At 70.0% G+C, this 17,917-nt stretch carries 12 protein-coding genes; 3 read left to right on the top strand and 9 right to left on the bottom strand.

The window, feature by feature from the left end:
- Positions 1–46 precede the first annotated feature (46 nt).
- On the top strand, positions 47–496 hold the full coding sequence (locus tag AB0D74_RS21110) for an ATP-binding protein (RefSeq protein WP_362588824.1): 450 nt from the start codon (positions 47–49) through the stop codon (positions 494–496).
- Here AB0D74_RS21110 and AB0D74_RS21105 read toward each other — a convergent pair.
- From AB0D74_RS21105 to AB0D74_RS21095, 3 genes are all read right to left on the bottom strand, one after another.
- On the bottom strand, positions 456–1,892 hold the full coding sequence (locus AB0D74_RS21105; protein ID WP_362588822.1) for an amino acid permease: 1,437 nt from the start codon (positions 1,890–1,892) through the stop codon (positions 456–458). The genes AB0D74_RS21110 and AB0D74_RS21105 overlap by 41 nt on opposite strands.
- Positions 1,893–2,008: 116 nt before the next feature.
- A complete protein-coding gene (gene argF / locus AB0D74_RS21100; protein WP_362588820.1) occupies positions 2,009–3,049 on the bottom strand; it encodes an ornithine carbamoyltransferase in 1,041 nt (346 codons plus the stop codon).
- A gap of 165 nt (positions 3,050–3,214) precedes the next feature.
- Positions 3,215–4,438, bottom strand: coding sequence for an arginine deiminase (locus AB0D74_RS21095; protein ID WP_362588818.1), 1,224 nt, complete (start codon positions 4,436–4,438; stop codon positions 3,215–3,217).
- A 128-nt stretch (positions 4,439–4,566) separates the two neighbouring features.
- Here AB0D74_RS21095 and AB0D74_RS21090 point away from each other — a divergent pair, with 128 nt between their 5' ends.
- Both AB0D74_RS21090 and AB0D74_RS21085 read left to right on the top strand, forming a co-directional pair.
- Positions 4,567–5,733 (top strand): SPFH domain-containing protein, encoded by a 1,167-nt coding sequence (locus tag AB0D74_RS21090; RefSeq protein WP_362588815.1) that lies wholly within the window; start codon positions 4,567–4,569, stop codon positions 5,731–5,733.
- On the top strand, positions 5,730–6,629 hold the full coding sequence (locus AB0D74_RS21085; protein ID WP_362588812.1) for a hypothetical protein: 900 nt from the start codon (positions 5,730–5,732) through the stop codon (positions 6,627–6,629). Before AB0D74_RS21090 ends, AB0D74_RS21085 begins: the two co-directional genes overlap by 4 nt.
- Positions 6,630–6,632: 3 nt before the next feature.
- Here the strand turns inward: AB0D74_RS21085 and AB0D74_RS21080 are convergent, their stop codons facing one another.
- From AB0D74_RS21080 to AB0D74_RS21055, 6 genes are all read right to left on the bottom strand, one after another.
- A complete protein-coding gene (locus AB0D74_RS21080) occupies positions 6,633–8,420 on the bottom strand; it encodes an HEXXH motif domain-containing protein (protein ID WP_362588810.1) in 1,788 nt (595 codons plus the stop codon).
- A gap of 415 nt (positions 8,421–8,835) precedes the next feature.
- The gene (locus AB0D74_RS21075; protein ID WP_362588807.1) at positions 8,836–9,939 is read right to left on the bottom strand and encodes a caspase family protein; all 1,104 of its coding nucleotides are present in this window, start codon (positions 9,937–9,939) and stop codon (positions 8,836–8,838) included.
- A gap of 26 nt (positions 9,940–9,965) precedes the next feature.
- Positions 9,966–10,367, bottom strand: coding sequence for a hypothetical protein (locus AB0D74_RS21070; RefSeq protein WP_362588804.1), 402 nt, complete (start codon positions 10,365–10,367; stop codon positions 9,966–9,968).
- A 307-nt stretch (positions 10,368–10,674) separates the two neighbouring features.
- Positions 10,675–15,216, bottom strand: coding sequence for an FxSxx-COOH system tetratricopeptide repeat protein (gene fxsT / locus AB0D74_RS21065; protein ID WP_362588801.1), 4,542 nt, complete (start codon positions 15,214–15,216; stop codon positions 10,675–10,677).
- Positions 15,216–16,319 (bottom strand): MoxR family ATPase, encoded by a 1,104-nt coding sequence (locus tag AB0D74_RS21060; RefSeq protein ID WP_362588798.1) that lies wholly within the window; start codon positions 16,317–16,319, stop codon positions 15,216–15,218. Before AB0D74_RS21060 ends, fxsT begins: the two co-directional genes overlap by 1 nt.
- Positions 16,316–17,863, bottom strand: coding sequence for a hypothetical protein (locus AB0D74_RS21055; protein WP_362588795.1), 1,548 nt, complete (start codon positions 17,861–17,863; stop codon positions 16,316–16,318). Before AB0D74_RS21055 ends, AB0D74_RS21060 begins: the two co-directional genes overlap by 4 nt.
- Positions 17,864–17,917: the final 54 nt, after the last annotated feature.

Genomic DNA, 17,917 nt, shown 5'->3' with positions numbered 1-17,917 from the left:
ACCATTCCTACAGTTGAAAGCAGGACAAGCAGTGATCGCCTGCGCCATGAACGGAATCGCCGTGTACGAACCACCTTCCGCCGCCTCCTGGCGTATCGCGCTGCCGCACACCGTCGCGGCCGTGCCGGTCGCCCGTGCCCTGGTGCGCTCGGCGATGGAGGAGGCCGAGCACGCGCCCGACGCCGACACCGCCGAACTGCTCACGGCGGAACTGGTCGCCAACGCCGTGGAGCACACCGCCGGCAAGGGCCCGATAGAGCTGGTCGTCGAGATGGTGCCGGGGGGCTGCAAGGTCGAGGTGCACGACCCGGACCCGGCGCCGCCCGGCCATCTCACCCGTCCGGTGATCGAGGAACCCGACCCCATGCAGGAGGGCGGGCGCGGCCTGCTGCTGATCCGCGCCCTCAGCTCGTCCTGCGGGCACCGCCCCACCGAGTCCGGCAAGGCGGTGTGGTTCAGGCTTCCTGTAGTACCGCGTCAGTGGCGTCCGGCGTAACGACCGCCGAACCGGCCAGCATGGAGTTCCGGCGCCCGTAGCCGACGTAGACCAGCAGGCCCACGGCCAGGAAGACGGCGAACTGGATCCAGGTCGTCCACCCGGTCTCGTACATCAGATAGAGACAGAAGCCCACGCCCAGCAGCGGGGCGACCGGGTAGAGCGGCACCCGGAAGGTGCGGGCGAGGGCCGGTTCGCGGCGGCGCAGGGCGATCACCGCGATGTTCACCACGGCCATGATCGCGAGGGTGCCGATGGTGCACAGGTTCATCACCGCGTCCAGCGAGGCGAAGGCCGCCGGAAGGGCGAAGACGGCCGCGACGATCAGGGTGCCGGCCACCGGGGTGGCGGTCTTCGGGGAGACCTTCTCGAAGACGCGCGGGATCAGGCCGTCCCGGGACATGGACATGAGGATGCGGGTCTGGCCGTACATCACCGCGAGGACGACCGAGGCGATGGCGACGACCGCGCCGAAGGCGACCACACCGCCGCCGACGGTGGACCCGGTGACCTGGTTGACGACGTAGGACAGGGCGGCGGGACGGCCCGCGACCTGACCGCCGCCGATGGCGCCGATCGCGGCCAGCGCGACCGCGCAGTACAGCAGCGTGACCACGCCCATGCAGACCAGGATCGCGACCGGGATGTCCCGGCGCGGGTTCTTGGCCTCCTCGCCGGCCGTGGTGATCGCGTCGAAGCCGATGTACGAGAAGAACGCGGCCGTGGTGCCCGCGCCGATGCCGCCGAGCCCGGCCGGCGAGAACGGGACGAGGTTGCCGTCCTTGAACGCGCTGAAGCCGATCGCGCAGAACGCGAGCAGGACGACCAGCTTCACGGCGGCCATCGCGGCGGTGGCCCTGGCGCTCTCCCGGACCCCGCGCACCAGCAGGACGGCGGCCATCGCGATGACGACCACGGCGGGGAGGTTCACGAGCCCGCCGTCGCCGGGGCCCGCGGACAGGGCGTGCGGGAGCTGCACGCCGGTGAGGCTGTGCAGCAGCTCGTTGACGTACTGGCTCCAGCCGACCGCGACGGCCGAGATCGAGATGCCGTACTCCAGGAGCAGGCACCAGCCGACCAGGAACGCGGTGGACTCGCCGAGTCCGGCGTAGGCGAAGGAGTACGACGATCCGGAGACCGGGATCGCGCCGCCCAGCTCGGCGAAGGAGAGGGCGGTGAAGACGCAGGTGACCGCGGCGAGCACGAAGGAGACGACGACGGCGGGACCTGCCTGGGCGACCGAGTCGGAGAGGCCGACGAAGATGCCGGTGCCGACGATCGCGCCGATGCCGAAGCAGATCAGCTGGAAGAGGCCCATGGTGCGGCGGAGGCCGTGGCCCTCCCGGTCGGCGCCGGATTCGGCCACCAGGAGGTGCGGGGACTTGATGCGGGGCATGCGGGTGGTGCTCGTTTCTGGTGGTGCGGGTGCGATCCGGGGTCGGTCGCGGCGGCGGCTCGGCCGAGGGGTGGTGCCGGGCCGCCGCACAGCATAGGGGCAATGAACCGCGCTGGTCAGGCGCTGGTCGGGCGCGGGTCGGGCGCCGGTCGGGCGAGGGTGGCCACCAGGACCGCCTTGATGGTGTGCATCCGGTTCTCGGCCTCGTCGAAGACGACCGAGTGCTCGGACTCGAACACCTCGTCGGTGACTTCCAGTTCGGTCAGCCCGTGCCGCTCGTGGATCTCGCGGCCGACGACGGTGCCGAGGTCGTGGAAGGCCGGCAGGCAGTGCAGGAACTTGACGTCGGCGTTGCCGGTGGCGCGCAGCACGTCCATGGTGACGGCGTACGGCCCGAGCAGCGCGATGCGCTCGTCCCAGACCTCCTTGGGCTCGCCCATCGACACCCAGACGTCGGTGGCCACGAAGTCCGCGCCGCGCACGCCCTCCTTCACGTCCTCGGTGAGCGTGATCCGGGCGCCGGACGCGTCGGCGAGCTGCCGGGCCAGCTCGACGATCGTGTCGTCCGGCCACAGCAGCCGGGGCGCGACGATCCGGACGTCCATGCCGAGCAGGGCGCCGGTGACGAGGTAGGAGTTGCCCATGTTGTACCGGGCGTCGCCGAGGTAGGCGAAGGCGATGGCGTCGAGCGGCTTGTCGCTGTGCTCGGTCATGGTGAGCACGTCGGCGAGCATCTGGGTGGGGTGCCATTCGTCGGTGAGCCCGTTGTAGACGGGCACCCCGGCGAACGCGGCCAGCTCCTCGACGACGCCCTGGCCGTGCCCGCGGTACTCGATCGCGTCGTACATCCGGCCGAGCACCCGGGCGGTGTCCTTCACCGACTCCTTGTGCCCGAGCTGCGAACCGGCCGGGTCGAGGTAGGTGGTGGCGGCGCCCTGGTCGGCGGCGGCGACCTCGAAGGCGCAGCGGGTGCGGGTGGAGGTCTTCGCGAAGACCAGCGCGATGTTCTTTCCGCGCAGGTACTGCGTCTCGGCCCCGGCCTTCTTGGCCGCCTTCAGCTCGGCGGCCAGCTCGACCAGCCCGCGGAACTCCTCCTGGGTGAAGTCCAGCTCCTTGAGGAAGTGGCGGCCGGCGAGGGCGGTCGGGACAGTCGCCATGGGGCGCTCCAGCGGTCGGGTCGGCTTCGGGGACTTTGGAAGTCTATACGATGTTCCACATTTCTATACAGGCCCGTCGGGTCACCCCGCGAGGTCGGCCCCGCCCGGGCCGCGAGATCCCGGGGAGCGAACCGGGGCGGGGAAAAGCGTCCTACGCGGCGCTCCTCACACCGCGTCCCGTTCCACCGGGCAGCTCATGCACCGCGGGCCGCCCCTCCCCCGCCCCAGTTCGCTCCCCGGGATCTCGATCACCTCGATGCCCTGCTTGCGCAGGTGGGTGTTGGTGGTGGAGTTGCGTTCGTAGGCGACGACGACGCCGGGTTCGACGGCGAGGACGTTGCAGCCGTCGTCCCACTGTTCGCGTTCGGCCGCGTGCACGTCCTGGGTGGCGGTCAGGACGCGGATCTCGCTGAGGCCGAGGGCGGCGGCGATCGCCCGGTGCATGTGCTCCGGCGGATGGTCGGTGACCTTGAGCTCCTTCTCGCCGGTGCCCGGTTCGATGGTGTACGAGCGAAGCATGCCGAGGCCGGCGTACTGGGTGAAGGTGTCGCCGTCGACCATGGTCATCACGGTGTCGAGGTGCATGAAGGCGCGCCGTTTCGGCATGTCGAGCGCGACGATGGTCCGCGCCGAGCCGGCCGCGAACAGCTTGTGCGCGAGCATCTCGACGGCCTGCGGGGTGGTGCGTTCGCTCATGCCGATCAGGACCGCGCCGTTGCCGATCACCAGGACGTCGCCGCCCTCGATGGTGGAGGGGTAGGCGGCCTGCCCCTCCGACCACACGTGGAACGTTTCGCCACGGAAGAGGGGGTGGTGCCGGTAGATCGCCTCGAAGTGCACGGTCTCGCGCTGCCGGGCGGGCCAGCGCATGGCGTTGATGGAGACACCGTCGTAGACCCAGGCGGAGGTGTCGCGGGTGAAGAGGTGGTTGGGGAGCGGTTCGAGGAGGAAGTCGTCGAGGTCCATGGCGTGGAAGCGGACCGAGGTGGGCTCCGCGTGCGCGTCCAGGAACTCCCGTTTGGTCATGCCGCCGACCAGCGCCTCGGCGAGTTCGGCCGCGGGGAGTTCCTCGAAGGCGGCGCGCAGGTGGTCGGTGGCGAGCGGGCCGTACTCCTTCTCGTCGAAGACGCGGTCCAGGACGAGGGTGCGGGCGGCCTCGATCGCCAGTGCCTCTTCGAGCAGGTCGCCGAAGAGATGGACGGCGACCCCGCGGTCGCGCAGCACGTCGGCGAACCCGTCGTGCTCGGCCCGGGCCCGGCGCACCCAGAGGACGTCGTCGAAGAGGAGGGCGTCCTTGTTGCTCGGGGTGAGCCTTTTGAGCTCCAGATCCGGCCGGTGCAGGATGACGCGGCGCAGCCGCCCGGCCTCGGAGTCGACGTGGAATCCCATGCCTCCATCCTGACCATCGGCGACCGTCTTCACCCCCTGCTCGACCGAATCTTGTTCTCGTCCCCTTGACGACAAACAGCGTCCAAGATTATGGTCATCATGACTCTTAAAGCGAGGGGGCGGATCCGATGGCCGACATCACCCGACGCCTGGGCTGGCGCCATCTGCGCGGCGCGCCGACGGCGCACGTCAGACACCACCGGGGCGACAAGCTGCTGCACGACGGGCCGGGGCTCAGCTTCTGGTACCGGGCGCTCACCGCGGCGATCTCCGAGATCCCGGTCGACGACCGTGAACTGGCGATGACGTTCCACGCCCGTACGGCCGACTTCCAGGACGTGGCGGTCCAGGCGACCGTCACCTACCGCGTCGGCGACCCGGCCGTCGCGGCGGCCCGCCTGGACTTCTCCGTCGACCCGGACACCGGTGTCTGGCGCGGCACCCCGCTCGAACAGCTGGGCACCCTGCTCACGGAGACGGCCCAGCAGCACGCGCTGGACGCGCTGGCCCGCACCCCGCTGGCGGAGACGCTGGTGGACGGGGTCGCGGTGGTCCGGGAGCGGATCGCGGCCGGCCTGGCCGCGGAACCGCGGCTGCCCGCCACCGGCATCGAGGTGGTGGCCGTCCGCGTGATGGCGCTGCGGCCGGAGCCCGAGGTGGAGCGCGCGCTGCGCACCCCGGCCCGCGAGCAGATCCAGCAGGAGGCGGACCGGGCGACGTACGAGCGGCGCGCGGTGGCCGTCGAGCGCGAGCGGGCGATCGCCGAGAACGAGCTGGCGAGCCAGATCGAACTGGCCCGCCGCGAGGAGCAGCTGGTCGAACAGCGGGGCACCAACGCGCGGCGCGAGGCGGAGGAGCACGCGGCGGCGGACGCGGTGCGCGCACAGGCGGAGGCGGCCCGGACGGTGAAGCTGGCCGAGGCGGAGGCGGCCAAGTCCCTGCGGCTCGCGGAGGCGGAGGCGGCCAGGTCCGTACAGCTGGCGGACGCCGAGGCGGCACGCACGGTACGGCTGGCGGAGGCGGAGGCGGCCCGCTCGGCGAAGCTGGGCGAGGCGGAGGCGGCCCGAGCGGTCACCCTGGCGCGGGCCGAGGCCGCGGGGGCGCGGGAGCTCGGCGAGGCGCGGGCCGCGGCGCAGGCGGCCTGGCTGCGGGTGCACGGCGAGGCGGACGTGGCCACGCTGCACGCCCTCACCGGCGCCCGGCTCGCCGAGAACCTGCCGCGCATCGACAGTGTGACCGTGTCGCCGGACGTGCTGACCGGGCTCCTCGCCAAGCTGGGCGGGGAGCGGGAGTGAGCCTCGCGCCGCGGGCCGTGCTGGTCCACCGGACCACGGAGTACGAGGAGTTGGTGGCCCGGCACGGCACCCACGGCCAGGCCGCCTTCTTCCTCGCCTCCCGGGGCCGGGACATGGCCGAGGTCGCCGAACGCCACCGGCGCACCCGGCGGGCGCTCGCCGAGGTGACCTCGGCGGTGCCGCTGGCCTGGCGCCAGGCCCGGGTCGAACGGGCCGACCTGGACCGCTTCCTGTTCGCGCCCGAGGACGTGGTCGTGGTGGTCGGCCAGGACGGGCTGGTGGCGAACGTCGCCAAGTACCTGGACGGCCAGCCGGTGATCGGCGTCGACACCGACCCCGGCCGCAACCCGGGGGTCCTGGTACGGCACCGCCCGGAGCAGGCGCGCGTGCTGCTGGCCTCGGTGGGCGCCACGGCCACGGGCGCCGACGAGCTGACGATGGTCGAGGCGGTCGCCGACGACACCCAACGGCTCGTGGCGCTCAACGAGATCTACCTCGGTACCGCCGGTCATCAGACCGCCCGATACCGCCTGGGCCTCGAGAACGACGGGGGTGTCGTCGAGGCCCAGGCCTCCTCCGGGGTGCTGGTGGGCACCGGCACCGGGGCCACCGGCTGGCTGCGCTCGGTCTGGCAGGAGCGCGGCGCCCGGCTCCCGCTGCCGGCCCCCACGGAGGACCGCCTCCTCTGGTTCGTCCGGGAGGCCTGGCCCTCACCGGCGACCGGGACCTCCCTCGTCGCCGGCGAGCTGACGGCCTCGGCATCCCTGACCCTCACGGTCGAGTCCGACCGCCTCATCGCCTTCGGCGACGGCATCGAGACCGACGCCCTGGAGCTGACCTGGGGGCAGACGATCCGGGTGGGGACCTGCGGAAGGCGGCTGCGGCTGGTGGGGTGAGGGTCAGCTGCGCGTCAGCGGTTGGAGAAGTTCTGGACGGGCCAGCATGCGACGGGCGTGGCGACCGGGTTCGACGGCGGCGTGAGCGACGATCCAGCCGGCGAGGGCGTGCGGTTCCCCGGGGGCGGCGGCCAGAGCATCGGCATACCCGGCCAGCGCGGCGGCCGGGTTGCCGGCAGCGAGGTGTTCGTCGGCGGTGCGCGGAGCCTCGGGCAGGGTGGCGAATGCGTAGGTGCGCACGTCCGGCCACGAGACACGGCCGGGGCGCAGCGGCGGGGTGTCGGGGGTGTGCGCGTCGTCAGCGACCGGAACCACGTTGTGCAGCCGCCACTCGGTGCGGTGCAGCGCGGCGGCGATACGGGCCCGGCCCACGGCTGCCGGCGGGACCGTCTCCCGCAGCCAGCCGTCAAGGGTGCGGGCGAGCCCGGACACCATGGACCGGCCTTGTGCGGTGAGCCGGCCGCTCCTCAGCAGGGTGCGCACGACGAGTCTGCTCTGCAGGCGTCTCAGCGCGAAGTGGTAGCCGGCCTCCTCGGCCGCCCGGCTGTCCGGCGCGTCGGCCAGCCGGTCCCGCCAGAATCCCGCGACGCCGGTGAAGGCGTATGCGCCGTGCAACAGTCCGGTGAGGTGGCGCGGGTCGGCCCGCCATGGGGCGTAGTACCGCTCGGCCCGGTCGTCGTCGAGCAGCCGGAACAGGTGCAGGAGGGCGGCCAGCTTGCTGTGCTGGAACTCGTGCACGAGTGTCTCGGCGAGGGCGAACTCGGAGGAGGGCCGGGCGATGACCATGGCACCGAAGGCGTCCCCGCTGGAGGCGGAAATCTGGACGGTCCGCGGGGCGGGGGGCAGCACAGCGGTACGGCCCCAGGGGACGACGGCACGAATGACCGCGGGGTCGACGCGTCCTGGCCCGGTACGCATCAAGCCGCTTCCGTCCCGCCCCGCGAGCACCGCGACCGCCGCCTCGAACAGCCGCTGCCAGGCCGCCGCCTCTGCGTCTTCCAGACGGGCAGGTGCAATGGGGCCGTCGAGGTCTCGGTAGGGGTCGAGGTCGTCGAGAGGAATGGCGACGGGGCCTGCAGGAGTGAAGTGGGTCAGGGTCCGCAGGGGAAACCACGATACGGGCGGGCCAGGAGGACCGGGGGCGACGTCGGGGTGTTCGGCCCGGACGGCGTCGCCACGCAGCGGCGCCGTTGTCGGACGGAGCGCCCGAGACGTGACGGGGCCGGACCACACCCCGTCCGGGTCCGAGTCGACATCGCATCGTGTTTCGACGATCCTCAACTCCCCCTTGTCCGCAAGAGCGTGGCCGACGGCGAACCCGGGCCGTGTCTCCGGCACCCTGGCCAGTCCCAGACCCGGCAGGTGCGTCATGCCGTCGGTGAGCGGTACCCACAGGTCAGCCCTGATTCCGGCAATCAGAGACGCCGAGACGGCAAGAGAGCACAGGTGACCAGCGTCCACCCACACCGGCGGCCCCGTCGCGGTGCCGTGCAGCCGGCGCAGCAGATGTGCGATCCAGCCACCGGTCGCCGGAGCGAGCAGCAGCCGGTCGACCGGCCCCGGTGCCGCTTCGGCCGCCTCTTTCAGGACACGCCACGCCTCGGCGACCGGGGTCAGCGGTGTGGACAACGGGCCGAGGCGCTCCAAGAGGGTCCGTAGGAGGAACAACCGCCGAGACCGCTCCGCCCGTTCGAGGAATGCGACGGCCTCGGCGGAGCCTCCTCCGGAGGCCACCTCTGCGAACAGTTCGTCGGGCATGCGGAACGGGACATGTCGCTGCGCACCGGTCATGGGCGGGACCTCCGTCGCGGATGCGGGCATGCTTGGGCCCAGCGGGACCCGAGAAACCAAGCCTGCCTGGGCTCTGCCGTCCGAGAGCGGCGGCTACTCGGCCCGGGCGCCCTCGCCGCCGCCCCGGATGCCGCCGCGGGCACGCAACACCTCTCCGAGAAGACGGCTGGCAGGGCGAAGAGGAGCCAGTTCGTCCACATCGGTCAGGGGAAGATCTGCGACGTCGACCAGGTCCGACTCCCAGCCATAGGGGGGTGCATCGGTTGTCGGCTCACGGGCGGTGACTTCGGCGTGCTGTGCGGGCGGCCGGTCCAAGATGTTCCCCCTTCTCACACGGTGGCACGCGATGCCCCGTGTCCTTTTCCATGATGGCCATTCCGGCCCAGGTCGAAAACCGTACGATCACGCCACTCGATCATTTCCGATCCCTGAGTCGCCTCGCCCAGGCCGCGAAAGCACCGATCGCTGCCTCGAGTTCGCTTTTGCGCCCCGGGTCGTCATCAACCGACACCACCGCGTCGAAAAGATCGTCCAGTGCCTCAGGGTGATGCCGGGCGAGCGAATTGAGGATGCCCGTGACATCCGTGCGTGCCTTGGTGTGACGGGGAAGCGTCGCGGTGACATGAGGTGCCATGACGGCGATGACGGTCTGGCGTTCGGTGGGATCAGCCATCAACGGATAGGCGAGGAGGGCCTCAACCACGCGCTGCAGCGGCGATATCGGACGCCGTTCGGCGGCCTGGGCCGGAGCCGGGACGTCGGCGGACATGACCTCGGTGCGTTCAGGACTGCGCAGCCGGATGTCTGGATACTGCAGAGTACGTCCCGCTTCCTTGAGGGCCTCGATACCCGCACGTACGGCCGGAAACAGTTCCTCCGGATCGGGTGGTGCGGGCAGGACGTCGGCACGGTCGGCAAGCAGGCCGAGCAGCACGTCGGAGAAGAGCCCCGTGCCGCGGTCCGGATCGTTTGCCGCGGTCCGCCCACGTCCCGCGGCCCGTAGGACCGTCTGCCGGTGGGTGAGGGTGCGATGACCCAGCGGCAGCGAGTCCGGCGGCAGCTGCTCACGGAAGCCCAGGTCCTCCTCGAAGGTCTCGCAGGCGTCCACGATCCACAGCTGCTCGGGGAAGCCGAGCACTGCGTCGCTCGCGTACCGTTCGACGGCCGAGTCCAGGTCGATGCCGAGCTTGTCAGCGGTGGTGGCGTCGGCGCAGAACAGTCGCAGCCGACCGGTCCTGTCGAGGACACCGTGCCCGCCCCACCACACCCAGAGAACGTCCCCCGACGACATCGCCAGTTCACGCACGAGGACGCGGCGCAGGGTGGCCTGATCAGCAGGTTGGTATGGTATGCCGGGTGCGTGCGGCGTCAGCGGCGCGAGGTGGAGCCGCAGTTGGGCCTCGGGGACACCGACCTCCCGCAACAGCCGGTGGAAGCGGACGGCGTCCCGAGCGGGACCGGGCAGGTCCCAGTCCTGGCCGGCGTCATAACGTTCGACTCCCACGATCAGGGCGTGCACCCTGCCCGGATCCACTCGCGCGCCCGTCACGGCAGGCGATCCACGATGTGCCGGCACACCGCCGGGTTGGTCCAGCAGAGGCTGTGGACGGCGAGTTCCTCGGAGGCAAGGGCCTCGGCGGCGGGCATGTCGCCTTGCCCATCGGTGCACAGAGCGGCCCAGGCTGCAGTGGTGTCATCCGGAGTCGAGGCGGGCACGGTGCGGGGATCGCTCGGCTGTTCGGCCAGGCCGCGGAAGACGGCTGGGGGTTGTGCGGGCAGACTTGCCTCGCCTGCGACCAAGGCGGCGCCGTGCGTGCTTCCCCAGTGGTACGGCGCAATACGAAGTCCTCCACGCAGTACGGTCAGTCCGTCCGTCACGCGCTCCGGAGGCTTGGAGAAGCCGGGTTCACGAACCTCTTTCTTGTGGATGAAGACAACCGCCGTCATGTGTCCCCCGTGACACCTGTGCAGTGTTGTGTACAGCTTCTTTTGCGGCGTCAAGTTACCAGTGTGACAGGCCAGTTGCTGTCGGCACCTCGGCCCCGGGCTCCTCACATATTCCCACATCGCGGGATGGTTGACCTCGACCGCCCAGTAGCCATGGGCGCTGATCGTCCGCGGTTTCGCGTCAAGATCGCGATCTGGCCGAATGGATCGATCCAGACACGAACAGCTTCTCATCGTCACTTGCAGCGTCACCCGACATCGGATACTCGCCCCCTGCCTCCCATCGGCGCAGGGGGCGCCGGCCCGCCTACAGCGGCATCGGGGCCATATCGCACTCGATGCGCCGACGTTGACGGGCGGCAAGCAGCCAGGGGTGGTCGGCCTTGAGCACTCGGGCGAAGCCTTCCACTGCCTTGCGCTGCACTTCGTCCGCTTCCGCACCCCGCCCCAGACCACGCACGTCAAGGGCGAGGTTCGCGGTGCAGGCCTGGGTCAACGGGTGTTCCTCGCCGGCCACCTCGATCAGCAACGGCAGGTTGGCCGTGTCAATCTCGTAAGCCCGGTCGAAGTCGAGGCGTGCGTAGGCCGTGTTGGCCTGACCGATCGCGACCGTCAAAGTGGTGACGTGGTGGGCCCCGACGGATTCGGCCAGCCGGTTGGCAGCGTCGTCCTCCAACTCCTGCGACTTGTCGAGAGCACCGAGCGCCCGATGGGTGGCGGCCAGGTTCGCCTGCGTCAGCAGGGTGATGGCGTGCCGGTCACCGAGCCGCTGCCCAAGTCGCTGCAAGGTCGCCTCGCCCAGTTGCCGCGAGCCTTCCAGGTCCCCCGACAGCCGTCGGTCGACGGCCACGTTGGTCGACGTGGACAGCGAATCGAAGTGGTCGAGGCCGTATCGGGCGACGAAGCGCTGCCGGGTCTCCTCGGCCAGCTTGGCTGCCTCTTCGAAAGCCCCGTCGCGGCGCCGACACACCGCGAGGTTGCGCGCGATGCGCAGGGTGAGCGGATGCTCATCACCGAAGGCGGTGCGCGCCCTTCGGTGGACGTCTTCCTGGAAGTCGCGGGCACCCGGGTAGTCGCCGCTCTCCCGCATGTCGATGGCGATGGCGTTGAGGGTGTTCAGGGTGAAGAAGCTGTCGGCGCCGAACAACAGCTCCCGCAGCCGGGCATTCTCCTGGTCCAGCGGCAGTACGTCCCGGAACTGCCCGCACAGGCGCAGGTCGACTCCCCAACTGTGCGTCGCGCGCAAGGTGATCGGATCGTCGGAACCGAACAGGGAGCGTGCCAGTTCTGTAGCCTCCTGGCCCAGGTCCCGTCCTTCCGCGAACCGGCCTTGGTACCGGCGGCCGTCGGCCAGCTCGCACAAGGCGTCGATCAGGTCCTCGGGGTCGGCCTCGACCCGACGGGAGACCGCCAGCGCGTTCTCCACGAGCGGGATCGACTCGGGGATCTGGCCGATCTGGCGCAGCAGGAAGGAGAAGCACTTCGCCATACGAATGACATGGATGTCCTCCTCACCGGAGGCGGCGAGCCACGCGTTCCATGCTTGACGGGCAAAGTTCGCCGCTCCTTCGTGGTCGCCCCAGTAGTAGAGAAACCATGCGGTGTCGGAGACCAGGTCGCGTACATAGGTGTCGGTACTGGTCACCGCCTGCGAGGCGAGAACGTGGGGCAGCAACGCCTGGTAGGCACGCCATTCGCGCGGCGAGCCGTAGGGACCGGGCTTCGCGGCCGACAGGAGTTGGTGAGCCGCGTCCCGCATCTGCTCACGTTCCCGGGTATTCAGCTTGGCCAGGAGCACGGTCTGCAGGAGGCGGTGCATCTGCAGGGTGTCGGTCCTCGGGTCCACCTTGACCAGGGAGAACTGGCTGAGGTCCCGAATGGCGCGGTTGAGTTTGATCGACTCGCGCAGCAGCGGGTCGACGTCGGGCGTGATGCTGATGCCCCGGCTGCCGCGCAGCATGGAGCGCGGAATGGGCTCGGGCGCCATGCTGGCGCAGATGTCCAGCAGTTGCCGGGCGCCTGGATTGTTCGCCTGGATCCGCTCCAGCGAGATGTCCCAGGCGGCAGCGACGGAGACCGGATAGTCCGGGGTGGGGTCGAGCTCCAGGATCTCCGGGCTGCGCTGGGCCAACAAATCGAGATATTCGTCGACCTGCATGCCGGTCACAGCGCGCCAGGAGCCCGCCTGCTCCACCGCCAGCGGCAGGTCGCCCAACGCCTCGGCAAGCCTGCTGGCTTCCTCGGCCGCCAGGTCCGGCGAACGCTTCTGGAGCAGTTCGATGGATTCCTGACGATCGAAAACGTTCACCGGAAGCGGAGTGGCGACGCGCTCCCAGGCCCGGTTCCTGGAGGTGACGATCACCTTGCCGGGACCGTTGGTCGGGAAGTAGTTACGCACCGCCTCGACATCCTCGGCGTTGTCGAAGACGAGCAACCAGTTGTCGTACGGTGCTCCGGTGCGCAGCGCCTCCAGGACGGCTGGCACCGCGGTGTTGGCGGCGGGGGCACCGAGGCTGTCCTGGCCGGTCGGCGCGACGCCCAGCTGGGCCGCAAGGCTGGCCAGCGCCGCCAGGATGAGGCTCTCACGCTCGGCCGGGATCCAGCAGATCACCTTGAAGTCGTGATGATGGGTGTAGACGTACTCCAGTGCCAGTTGCGACTTGCCGACACCGCCCAGCCCGTGCAGTGCGTGCGGCAGGACCGCCGCCGTGTCCTGGGCGCTCAGCTGCTCTTCCACGGCCCTGAGCAGCGCCTGCCGGCCGACGAACGAGGTGTTCCTGAGCGGAACGTTCACCAGAAGGGCGGGCGTTGCAGTCGTGGTGCTCGGCATGAGCGGCTCAGCCTCCAGGGCTTCTTGTTGGGTGGCGTCGGTTACCAGTGGCACGAGATCTCCAGACTCGTCGGATAGGTTCGACGCTGGATCATTCGCCGCTGCGTCGCCGGGTGACGCCCCGACACCCACACGGTTCACCTCTGAGGGTGTACCGGTGGGCAAACCGGAGCCCACCCGTTCGGCCGCACTGGGCCCGGGCCTGAGCAGACGTGGCTCAATGCGCTTCGCACGTTCGGAGTACGGTCCTGCCAGCGCGTGCATCACGGCCACTTCGCTGCGCGCCCAGCCCCGCTCCTCCGGGTCTGGCAGGCGGGTCCCCAGAGGGTCTCGCAGGGCCGCGCGCAGAGCGACACCCCGCTCGCCGGCGGCCGGCAGATCACCCACCAATCGGATGGTGTGAGCGAGTTGGCTGCGTGTGGTGGCGGCGAGCAGTTCCTCCCGGACACCGTCAGCGAATTCGGGGCTTCCCTCGCCGTTACTGTCCCAGTCGATCAGACCGCCCATAAGGATCTCCGCGAGATGGTCCGGGCCGGTCTCGGGCATCGTGCGCCGCCTGAGCTGTTCCACGAGGTCGAAGTCGAAGGGAATCGTGGCGAGTTGGGTGGCAAGTCGACGGGCGGCCGGAGTGGCGAGGGTGAAGAAGCGGCGCACGGCGGCCTTCGCGGCTCGCGGGAATCGCGGGGCACGCAGTCCGGGCGCGGGACCGCCCTTGGTGAGAGTGCCCGCCAGCAGGACCGGGAGTGTACGGCGTACTCCACGTTCTCCGATGACGAGGTCTGCCCAAGCGGCCAGGGAGCCGGGTTTCGGTGACAGCACCGGCACAGGTACCGAGTCGTCACCCCCCTCGGGCAACGGTCGCAGCGGATCCGGTGTCCAGTGTCCGAGCGCGTTGTTGGCGGCGCCGAACCCGCCGGCCTCCAGGACTGCCTGGTAGGGATAGAGCGAGGAGCGGTGTCTCAGATGCGGCGGCAGCAGATGGACGATGGCGGTGGGACCCGCGTGGGCGAGCTTGGCGAGCAGGTTGTCAGCCGCTTGGGAAACCCAACCATGGGCGAGACCGTCGGTGACCACGAGAAAGACGCGTCCGCCGCGTCCGTCGAGGAGTTCGGCGGGGTCGGCGGCAGCCCGTGAGGCGGACCGTCGCAGGGAGGCTGCGCCGGTCCGCGGCACGTTCACCCGGACGGTGCGCACGCCCCGGAAGGCGCCGCTGTGCTCGGCAGCCTGGGCGAGACGGGCGGTGGTGTCCTCCCAGATCCGCATCGTGGGCGCGTCGTCGGTGAGCAGGACCAGGTCGAAGGCGGAGGTACGCGCGGGCCGGAAAAAGGGCATCCACATGCCGTCCACGATTCCTTGCTCGGCGGTGGTCTCCTCGTCCAGTTCAAGGGTGTCGCGGGAGGGGATGCGGCGCGCCAGCTGGTGCAGAGCTCGCGCGAGCAGCGCGGTCGTACGGCCTGGCCCTGGCTGTGGCCGGTCGTCGGCGGGCAGCAGCGGCTGCCCCACGTGCAGGGTGAGGTCCCCATGGGCATCGGGGAAGAGCCGGGACTCGGGCATAGGTTCAGCGGGCAGGCCGGAGGCACTCCTGGCCCCGTCCTGGGGGTCCGACGGCAGGACCGGGTGCGGCTCGACGGAACCGGTGCCACCGGTGAGGGCCGGCCTCGCAGAACCCACTGCGTCGTCGACAGCCGGAGACTCCTCCGGGCGGCGCGCCTCCTCGGTGCCCGGTCGACCGGCTGGCCGAGCGTCCGGTGACGGACGAGTTTCACGGGCGGCCTCCTCCTTCGAGACCATGGCACCGGCTCTGGGCGAAACGCCGTGGCGATCCCAGTGGGCGGCAAGCCAGACCGCGTCGGCAACCTCCTGCCAACGCACCGGGGCGTGCTCGGGGCCGACCGTGACCGCCGCTGCCCGCCCGGTGCCGTCCTCGCTGGAATCCGGGGACGGCAAAGGAGGCGACGACCCCGAAACGGGAAAAGCGTCGCCGAGTCCGGATGCGTGCTCCCGTGGATCGCCCTTCATCAGCGGCCTTTCGCGAGGTCGCGTAGGAGCATTTCCACGAGCGTACGCCCGTCATCATGCGCCTGGAAACCACCCGCCGTAGTCATCTGGACAGCGTTCAGTAGCTGATCGAGTGAGTGCGTGCCACCGGCCTGCACCCGTTGCACGAACTCGTCGACCAGGTCTTCCGTGCCCTGGGGACGGATCCCAAGGTGCCCCTCCACCATGGCCAGCAGCTGATCCCTGGTGGGAGTACGCATCTCCAGAGGCAGACAGCGTCGTCTGAAAGCCGCGGGGAACTCCCGCTCCCCGTTGCTGGTGATCACTACCACCGGGAACTCCCGGCACTCCACCCGTCCGTCGCGGATCTCGGCGATGCTCCCCGGGTCATCGGTCTGCACGCGCGCGGTCTCCGCGGCGTCGCGTACCAGCTCCGGTACTCCATAGCTTCCGTTCTCCAGGACGTGCAAGAGGTCGTTCGGCAGATCGATGTCGCTCTTGTCCAGTTCGTCGACAAGGAGCACTCGGGGTCGATCGTAGGGCAGCAAAGCTGTGCCCAACGGTCCGAGGGTTATGAAGTCGCCTATGACCGGCGGGTGTTGACGAGGATTTGAATCAACCGCTGTGTTGATTCCGGTGTTCGGCGTGTGCGCCTCTTCTGCTTCGTCGGAGTGCGCCGCTGCCCCGCGTCGCAGTGCGGCCCGCCAGGCGGCGATGGCCTGTGCGCGTCCCATGGCGTCATGGGCGTACAGGCCGTCCCTCAGCTCTGTGCGACTGACGATGTTCCATTCCAAGACCCTGCCGAGGCCGAGCTCTCGAGACACCAGATAAGCGAGGGCAGACTTGCCGACACCGGGTGGTCCAGTGATCAGCAAAGGCCGTCGCAGCAGCAGGGCCGCATTGATGATGTCGACGTCCTCCTCTCGCAGGCGCGGGCTGATGTCGCCAGAGCCCAGGCGGCGGCGGGCCGCCTCGGGATCGGCCGGGGGCACAGGCCGGGGCGGGCCGCCTCGGAAGCGGCGCCAGGGAGGCGGCTGGGGCATGTCGGGTGGGGTGGCAGGGGCGCTGCCAGTACCGTGGAAGACTCGCCAGCCGTGGGGCTCCGTCTGCTCCTGGACACTCAAGCGGGTGCCTCCTCGTTGGTGAGATCGCCGGGATCGGTGGGCTGGAAGTCGACAGTGCGCGTTGGATCGTCCCAGAGAAAGCCGATGTCCTTGAGCTGGAGCTCGACCGGTCCCTGGCTCTGAGCCTTCCGACGCAAGCGGTGGACGGCCAGGGGGATCTGGACGGGCATCTGAACGGAGGCGAGAACGGCGCTCATCTTCTGTCGACCCGCTTCCACGAAGACCCCTGCCCGGTCCCAGACCGCAAGCCCTATCCCTTCTGCGATGGCGGCCTTGAGGGCCGCCAGGCCGGCGGCGTCCGTCGGCGCGTCGAGAACGACTGCCGTATGCATGGCTTCCCCGGCGAGCCTGCGCTGCCACATTCCGACACTGTCGATATCCGGATCGGGCCAGTCGTGCGAGAGGACCCCGTGCTCGCGCAGAGTGCTCCAACGTTCGAGCCACTGGTCGCGCCAGAGCGGATCGTCGGTCCGCATCCGTTCCAGACTGCGCAGGTGCACCCCGTACTTCAGGCCGAGGGGCATGGGCGCTCCGTCGCCGACCTGATACGTAAGTCCCGCCACATCGAGGTTGAGTAAGTCGTACGGCAAGACGAACTCGACGTACAACGGGTGCTGCTGGCGGTCGCTCAGGTGCGACGCGGCCGGAGCGGACCAGAGCCGGGCGCCCCGCCGCAGCGCACCCTCGACGGCCGGACCGAGTTCGGTCAAAGTGGTCGTGGCCGGTTCCCCGGGCAGCGGGCTCCAATGACCGGGCACACTGTTGAACCACTGCCGGACGACGATGTCCTCCGTGCCGTCCCGGGCCGGCTCGACCGCGATGATCACGCAGCGCGGGACGTCCGGATCGTAAGGAGTCTCGCGGCGCGCCGCACGGCGCCTCTCCAACTGTTCGGCCAGGCCGGCGCGTCGGGCCCAGTCGTCGGCCCAACCGGCCAGGGCGGCTCGGTGTCCCGGTGTGACGGCAAGCAGAGCGGCGCAGTCGAGGAGGAGGACAGCGGGCGGCAGATGATCCGCCTGTGCGGTGCAGTCGAGGAGGTACGTGAACAACTGCTGCACCGACAGGCCGCTGGGTAAGCCGAGTCCGTTGAGGTCCTCGACGACGTCGTCCCGCAGACGTGACGCGGGCAGTTCGCCCTTGGCGAGGACCGCGCGGGCGCTGCTCTCGTCATCGTCAGAGAACGAGCCGCGCCCGAGCGGCGCATACGTGGCGGGTGCGAGGAACTGGCGGAGCAACTCGTCGAGTTGATCGCCGGCCGCCTCTCCTTCAAGGATTCGCACCACTTCGACCAGTACGCGTTCGCCCTCCGCGACGTTCAGTGCGGAGCGGACCAGAACAACTACGTCCTCACGCAACTTGACGCCGCGCAGATCTATCTGGCGACCCAGTAGATCTCCCAGCACGTCACTGAAGCGAAGCCTGGCGGGCGCGTCCTCCATGCAGCCAAGCGCGCTCAGGGAATCAGTCAGCTCGCGCACCAGTAAAGGGACGCGCACACGTCCGGATCCACCCTTGGGTTCGTCGAACCCCACACCTGTCGTCACCGACTTTCCCCCTGAGCCGGTAAGCCTGCCTGACCGACCAGCGAAGTTAGCACG

Source organism: Streptomyces sp. NPDC048278, from assembly GCF_040652195.1.
Taxonomy (GTDB): domain Bacteria; phylum Actinomycetota; class Actinomycetes; order Streptomycetales; family Streptomycetaceae; genus Streptomyces.
The sequence above is the reverse complement of the archived record's forward strand: the minus strand, read 5'-3'. Positions and strand labels throughout refer to the sequence as shown.

Excerpts from the sequence above, each read along its gene's own strand:
- AB0D74_RS21110 (WP_362588824.1), top strand. The coding sequence starts at position 47 with ATGAACGGAATCGCCGTGTACGAACCACCTTCCGCCGCCTCCTGGCGT.
- AB0D74_RS21105 (WP_362588822.1), bottom strand. The coding sequence starts at position 1,892 with ATGCCCCGCATCAAGTCCCCGCACCTCCTGGTGGCCGAATCCGGCGCC.
- argF (WP_362588820.1), bottom strand. The coding sequence starts at position 3,049 with ATGGCGACTGTCCCGACCGCCCTCGCCGGCCGCCACTTCCTCAAGGAG.
- AB0D74_RS21095 (WP_362588818.1), bottom strand. The coding sequence starts at position 4,438 with ATGGGATTCCACGTCGACTCCGAGGCCGGGCGGCTGCGCCGCGTCATC.
- AB0D74_RS21090 (WP_362588815.1), top strand. The coding sequence starts at position 4,567 with ATGGCCGACATCACCCGACGCCTGGGCTGGCGCCATCTGCGCGGCGCG.
- AB0D74_RS21080 (WP_362588810.1), bottom strand. The coding sequence starts at position 8,420 with ATGACCGGTGCGCAGCGACATGTCCCGTTCCGCATGCCCGACGAACTG.
- AB0D74_RS21070 (WP_362588804.1), bottom strand. The coding sequence starts at position 10,367 with ATGACGGCGGTTGTCTTCATCCACAAGAAAGAGGTTCGTGAACCCGGC.
- fxsT (WP_362588801.1), bottom strand. The coding sequence starts at position 15,216 with ATGAAGGGCGATCCACGGGAGCACGCATCCGGACTCGGCGACGCTTTT.